This is a genomic window from Streptomyces sp. NPDC127119 (assembly GCF_042677425.1).
Classification (GTDB): domain Bacteria; phylum Actinomycetota; class Actinomycetes; order Streptomycetales; family Streptomycetaceae; genus Streptomyces.
The window spans coordinates 40,435-47,050 of record NZ_JBHXTO010000070.1 but is presented as its reverse complement, the minus strand read 5'-3'; the positions used below and the strand labels follow the sequence as shown (position 1 = coordinate 47,050).

General features: G+C 65.4%; 5 protein-coding genes. 2 read left to right on the top strand and 3 right to left on the bottom strand.

Features of this window, described 5'->3' with window-relative positions:
- Positions 1-659: 659 nt before the first annotated feature.
- Together ACFVH5_RS26350 and ACFVH5_RS26345 are read left to right on the top strand one after the other, a co-directional pair.
- Positions 660-3,050 carry a Helicase associated domain protein gene (locus ACFVH5_RS26350; RefSeq protein WP_385836239.1) on the top strand — a complete coding sequence of 797 codons (2,391 nt, stop codon included), beginning with the start codon at positions 660-662 and terminating at the stop codon, positions 3,048-3,050.
- A 118-nt stretch (positions 3,051-3,168) separates the two neighbouring features.
- Positions 3,169-4,353, top strand: coding sequence for a hypothetical protein (locus ACFVH5_RS26345; protein WP_385836238.1), 1,185 nt, complete (start codon positions 3,169-3,171; stop codon positions 4,351-4,353).
- A 160-nt stretch (positions 4,354-4,513) separates the two neighbouring features.
- On the opposite strand, the gene ACFVH5_RS26340 is transcribed toward ACFVH5_RS26345, so the two are convergent.
- The 3 genes from ACFVH5_RS26340 to ACFVH5_RS26330 form a co-directional block, all read right to left on the bottom strand.
- Positions 4,514-4,711 (bottom strand): DUF6527 family protein, encoded by a 198-nt coding sequence (locus ACFVH5_RS26340; protein ID WP_385836243.1) that lies wholly within the window; start codon positions 4,709-4,711, stop codon positions 4,514-4,516.
- Between the two features lie 122 nt (positions 4,712-4,833).
- On the bottom strand, positions 4,834-6,216 hold the full coding sequence (locus ACFVH5_RS26335) for a HesA/MoeB/ThiF family protein (protein ID WP_385836237.1): 1,383 nt from the start codon (positions 6,214-6,216) through the stop codon (positions 4,834-4,836).
- Positions 6,213-6,605 carry an E2/UBC family protein gene (locus ACFVH5_RS26330; protein ID WP_385836236.1) on the bottom strand — a complete coding sequence of 131 codons (393 nt, stop codon included), beginning with the start codon at positions 6,603-6,605 and terminating at the stop codon, positions 6,213-6,215. Before ACFVH5_RS26330 ends, ACFVH5_RS26335 begins: the two co-directional genes overlap by 4 nt.
- Between the last annotated feature and the right edge of the window lie 11 nt (positions 6,606-6,616).

Here is a 6,616-nt window from a genome sequence, read left to right as displayed (position 1 = left end):
CAGTACCTCCGCCCAGATGCCGGCCAGCGTCTCCTCGTCCGGGGTGCGCGGTGCGACGAACTCCCGCTCGCGCGGGGCCGTTTCGAGGTCGCGGAGGGGGATATGCAGCGCTGACGCGCTGCATAGTGCGCGAATTCCGCAAGCGCAATTCGGAATTCCCGCGCAAGCGCGGAAATGAATTCCGCAAGCGGAATTCTGAAAGCAGGGGCCAATTCGCGCAAGCGCGAATTATGGGCACCCGCGCAAGCGCGGTCGCCTTGGCTGGCTACAAGGGGAGGTGCATCGCGTGCGGGCCTGTGTAACGTCTGGAAATCTCAGGTACTACCTCTATAGCAGAGATGACGGGTCGTCAGTCCTGCCTGGTGCTGGCCTCACCGCAGTGACGGGCTCCGCTGCGCTCCACCCAAACCCCTTCACTACCCTCGAAACCGGCTGCTCCCGTTCACTGACATCTCGTCAGCGTACACTGAAATCTGCCATGTTGGAGCGAGATTCGGTCGTGCACCACCCTGATGTGGGAGCATGATGTGCAAGTGATGCATCGCTCGGCATTGCTGTGTAGAGTCTGGGACAAGACATCACATCCACCGGCCATCCTAGCCGCGCCGGAGTTTGATTTCATATTACGCTCCACATTCCGCGAAAAGGAGAACACGGGAATGGCCGTGAAACTGCGTGCCCACCAGATCGAGGCTGTTGCCGCCATTGTGCGCGGTCTCGACATCCCGTCGGGCGGCATTCCCGTTAATGGTCTGCGCGGGCAGGTGCACGCTGCGTGCGGGACGGGGAAAACCATCATTGCGGCAGCGGCGGCGAAGCGGGTTGCACCCAAGGGGCGCATTCTCGTTCTGGTGCCGACGCTGGATCTCCTGACGCAGACCGTGCGAGCGTGGCGCGAGGCAGGGCACACGGGGCCGGCCGTCGCCGTGTGCAGCCTCACCGACGATCCGGAGCTGTGGAATCTGCGGGTGCGCTCCACCACGAACCCGGTGCAGCTGGCTCTGTGGCACGGTACGGGGCCCGTGGTCATGTTCGGGACGTACGCCAGCCTGGGTGTCCTGGCGGAGGCGTTCGAGGGCGCTTACGGCCAGCAACTCACCCCCGTTGACCTCGCGGTGGTCGATGAGGCGCACAGAACTTCCGGCTCGATGGGTAAGGCGTGGGCGGACATCCATGTCCAGAGCGTCGTCCCGGCGCGCCGCCGGTTGTACCTGACGGCCACTCCGCGGATCTGGCAGGAACGGCCGGGCTGGGAGGTCGCGGAGGGGGTGCGCGAGGCGCTGCCGAGGGAGATGGCGGCCTCGATGGATGACGAGGCCGTGTTCGGTCCGGTGCTGTACAAGCTGTCCCTCGCATCGGCCGTCTCGCGAGGGCTTCTGGCGCGGTATCAGATCATCGTCCTGGAGCTGCAGGACCCGGTCGTCACGTCAGAGCGGCTGATGGGTGAGGAGCGAGGTTCGGAGGAGGTCCGCGGGCAGCGGCTCGGCGCCCTGCAGGCCGCACTCCTGCACACCATGGCGCAGCATCGATTGCAGACGTGCATCACCTTCCACCACCGGACGATAGAGGCACAGGCGTACGCGGAGGGCCTGGAGGCGGTGGCCGCCAAGCTGCACGCCGGCCAGCCCGAGACGTACCCGGCGCGGGTATGGGCGGACTGGCTGTGCGGTGAGCACGACCCCCAGCACCGGCGGGAGGTCCTGGGATCGTTCGGGTCCACGGTGCGGCGGGCTGTGCTCTCGAACTGCCGGGTCCTCGGGGAGGGCGTCGACATCAGAAGCGTGGACAGTGTCGCCCTGTTGGACCCCAAGGGGGCGCCGCACGACATCGTCCAGGCCATCGGCCGGGCACTTCGCCAAAAGCCGGGACAGGGCAAACTGGCTTCTCTGATCGTGCCGGTATTCCTCCAGCCGGGAGAAAATCCGGAAGACATGTTCACCTCGGGATCATATAAGCCGTTGGTGAAAGTTTTGGAGGGGCTCCGGGCTCACGATGAAGAAGCCATCGAGTTGCTGGCGATTCCTCAGGAGCCGCAGAAGGACGTCGCGCAACCCTCCGAGTACATCGGGCCACCGCCCGAGGAAGGCGAAGAAGAATCCCGTCTCCTGCTCCGTTTCGCGGCTCCCAGGAATCCGGTCATGGTCGCCGACTGGGTCAGCTTCAACGTGATCGACACCGAACGCCAGGACTGGGCGCGCGGCTGGGCGAAGCTGAAGGAATACGCCGAACGAGTCGGGCACGCGAGGGTCCCCTACGGACACCGAGAAGGCGCAACACCCCTCGGGCAATGGGTGGCAGAGCAGCGACGGGCCTACGGGGCCGGGCAGATGAGCGGCTTGCGCGCGAGGCGGCTGGAACAGCTGGGCATGGTCTGGTCGCCGGCCGATGAACGCTTCCAGGAGAACCTGGAAGCCGCCAAGGCGTACTACGAGCAGCACTGGACCCTGTGCGCGCCCCGCTCCGCCACCGCGCTGGACCGCCCGGTGGGCCAGTGGCTGTCCAACCTGCGGCGCCCCGACGCCCTGGCCGGGCATCCGGAATGGGAGGCGGCGCTCCTGGCAGTCGACCCGGACTGGAACCCGGCATGGCCGGCGGACTGGCAACGCCACTACGCTGCACTGCACGGACTCCTCGCCGACGAAGACGACCAGGCCGGTCAGACCGAAGTCCTGCCCGGCGTCACCGTCCACGGCATGGACCTCGGCAAATGGCTCGCCAAGCAACGGAAACCCGCGGCCTGGGCAGACCTCACGGACGGACAGCGCGAACGTCTGGAACGGCTCGGTATCACCACGCTGGCCCCGGAGCCGGAAGCCCCCGCGAAGGCGCCCGCGGCAGCCGTGAGCGCCTTCGAGAAGGGTGTTGCGGCCCTCGCGCAGTACAAGGCCCGCACGGGCTCGGTGACCGTCCCCAGGAGCCATGTAGAGGTGTTGCCGGACGGGACAGAGGTGAAGCTCGGAGTGTTCCTGTCCAACAGCAAGACCCGCCGGGCCAAGCTCACCGCCGACAAACTCGCCGCACTCGCCGGCCTCGGACTCGACTGGACATGAGCCTGAACGCACGCTGCAGGATGGCCACGACCCCACCACCGGAAGGTTAGACATCAGTATGGACAGACGTGAGGGTTTGTGGGTCGGGGATCACCAGATATCTCGCCTACGGGACGGTTTGGACGATCCGTTGGTAGCAGCCTTTCGTGACGAGATGCTCTGCTGCGACGAGATAAACGTTCAGGACGTCTATGGTCCAGGCACAGGCTCCGCAGAACTCCTCGTCTACACGTTGCGCGGTCCGGGGCGCCAGATCGCTCAACGATTGGGGCTTCTCGGCTTCACTCGTGAGATGGCGTTGGACCACCTCAACGAGCTCCTGGCCGAGGCCGGCTCGCACTCATTTCCACTTTCCCGGACGGTAAAACGCACCCCCCAGGAGGAGGCAGAGCGGGAGTTCCTGAAGGGGTACTCAGCCACTGACTGGGTGCGGGGCTTGGAGAAGGCACATCTGTCCGCGGAGTCACATCCCTTCGAATTCGGCGGACCAGCATGGCTTATGAGGCAACTGCGCTACGCCTACCCGCCGCTAGCACTGCGAGCCGCGCTCCTGGCACTGCCGGATGCGGAAGTAGAGGTGTGCGTCCACGAGTCCGAGGGTGATCCCGATTCGGAGCTGCTCCAGTTGTGCTCGCTGGCGCGGGCGAACCTACACAGCATGGCGGCGGCAAACGCTCCGTTGGTTGTCCTCACCGAGGGCAGTACGGATGTCACCATGTTGGAGCCCGCACTGGAACTACTCTATCCACAGCTGACAGACCTGGTGCGATTCATGGACTACGGCTCCCGCCCTCAGGGCGGCGCAGGCACCCTGGTGACGATGGTGCGCGCGTTCGCAGCGGCCGGCATAGCCAATCCGATCGTGGCCCTGTTCGACAACGACACTGCCGCATCGGAGGCCCTGCGCCCGCTGGCCCGTGATTCGCTTCCACGCAACATCAAAATCATGCAGTACCCAAGGCTCGACCTGGCTTCCGACTACCCCACCCTGGGCCCCCCGACTACTGACACACCCGCAGGTAGTCCCACCCGGGCAGATGTCAATGGACTTGCCGGATCGATCGAGCTCTACCTCGGCAGAGACGTCCTGTGCCAACCCGACGGGAACCTACGCCCCGTTCAATGGCGCAGCTACAGCAAGGCAATGCAGCAATACCAGGGGGAGGTCACGGAGAAAAAAACCGTGCAAAATTCTTACGCGGCGAAACTCGTCCAGGCCCAAGATGACCCCTCACTCATCGATACCCAGGACTGGACGGGCGTACGGGCCATCCTCGACGCCGTCATCCGTGCATTCGAATAGGCTTGTTGGCGGGACCCAGAGAGTCGTACGACGGCTTGTGCCCGGAAGGCTGTGTCCCACCTCCGTCGCCCACGCCCCACCGACCCGAACCCCGTCGGAACCGGCGATAGCCCGCGCCGAACAATCACCTCATGGGCTAGAGACGAGGCCCGGGGACACTTCAGGTCCACTGAATGCGCCCGTTCCTGATGAAATAGTGGCAGCGTGTGGTGCCTCGTACCTCGTCGACGCTGGGGGCAAGGGTCAGCGGCGAGAGTGTGAGAACGGTCCATGCCGGTCGGTTGCCGGAGTCCAAGTTGATCATGACACGATGGCGCTCCCTGCAGGGGCAGTCGAAGATCAGCCACTTGCGATACATGCTGGAGCCCACCAGCACAGCTTGCTTGCGCCGGATGCGGTCAGGGACGTCGTGGACGCTGGCCACGGTCGCAGTTACGGCCCACTTTCGGTGCCAGGGCCACGCCGTCCACGACAGCAGCTTCAGGAGAGCCAATTCAGCCCCCAATAGCGGTCGGTGTCACCGAACGAGGTGAGGTTCTCGGTGGCGCAGTAGTGCCCCGGGGTGGGGTCCTGGTGGTTGTCGGAGAGTCTGCGGTCGTGGATGCGTAGCAGGACTTCGCTGGGCGGCGGGGTCGGTCCGTAGGCGACGAGCCGCTCGAGGAGTTCGCCGACGGCTGCGGCGGCGGTGGCCGTGGTGTATGCGATAACTGCCGGTTCGATGCCGGGGAGTGCTGGCGCGTAGCCTTCTTTTGCCAGCCTGGTCTGTTCCTCAAGGGATCGTTCCTGGGCTGCCGCGATTTCAAGGGATACGCGTCCGCGGCAGATCAGGCAGGCCGATCCGGGGTGCATGACGGTGACGCGGCCGATGATGTCTTGTATCGCGCCGCCTGTGGTGGCGCTGATTTGGATGCCGCAGTCGATCACTGGTGTCAGGTAGCCGTAGGAGAAGCGGGAGAGTCTCATGCGGCCGGCGTCGTCGTCGGTGCAGCCGAACACGATATCGGCTCCGACGATCTGGCGTGCGACGTGTTGGTGGCTCACGGTGCCCACGACCCGGGTGACGTCCATGTCGTCGGTGATGCGCTGGAGGTGATCAGCAAGGACGTCGACTTTGTGGCGGCCGACGTCGGCGGGGGTGGAGCCGTAGACGCGTGTGAGGTTGCTGTCGGACAGCGTGTCGGGGTCGATGAGGGTGAGGTGACGGACTCCGAGCCGGGCGAGTTGCTCGGCCACGGCCGAGCCGGTTCCTCCTGCTCCGACGATTGCGACGCGCAGCTCGCCGAGTACGCGTGGAATCTCTGTGCCGAATGCCCGGACGTGCCGGTCGTGCAGGCTTGGCAGGTCGGAGGTCTGGGAGTCGTAGGAGCGCAGGAGGCTCAGGCGGGCTCCGGCGATGAAGATCCGGTCGATGGAGGAGATCTCTTCTCCATCGAGGTGCCCGGTGAATGTCAGGCGTCCGTCCCGGTGGCTCAGGGTCAGTGCGCCGTAGAGTCCCGATCCGGTACGTGCAGCAAATGTGGGGGCCAGTTGGGCGTCCACGATCTGGTCGTTTCGGCTCGGTTCAGGGGTCGCTCCCAGGGCAGGATGGGTGTGCACCCACAGCGCAACGCAACCGATGTCCTCGGCCATCCGCAGCGCAGGCATGAAGCCCTCGGAGGGGATGCTGAGGGCGCGGTCCGTCCGGTGGGCATAGGCACCTTCCGGTACTTCCGCCAGGTGCACGCCGATGAGGCGCACGCCTCCTTGAGCAAGGCGTGCGGGCCGGGCGAGGAGCACCGCCCCGCTTTCCACGGGGCGTTGGGCCATGTGCACCAGGTCGTCGGCGAGGCGGTCGGAAAGTGCCAAGGTCGTGGTGGCGGTCATGCCGCGGCCCCTGCTGCGCTGCGAAGTTCGCTCTGGAGCAGGGCGAAATAGCTCTGGAGCCCGTCAATGCCGGCCAACCACGTTCCGTCAGGGAGGTGTCGTGACCAGCGCTGCCAGGAGCGCTGGCGGTATGTCTCATGGAGCTCGGTGGCAGGAATGATGGTGCCCTGGATTGTGGTCAGGGCCGGCGACACCCACCACATGTCCGGGGGGACGTCGGGGTACAGCGGAGCGAAGCGGAACAGGATGTCCGCGGCAGGTGCGCTCAGTCCCGGGGGAAGAGCAAGGTTAGACACCTGGACGCAGAGCACGTTGCTGTCGTCGAAGATCTCGTATTCGAATCCCCCTGCCTGGAGGAACGCGTGGTCTTGGCTGGGCAGGTCCATCATTGCGGTGCCTC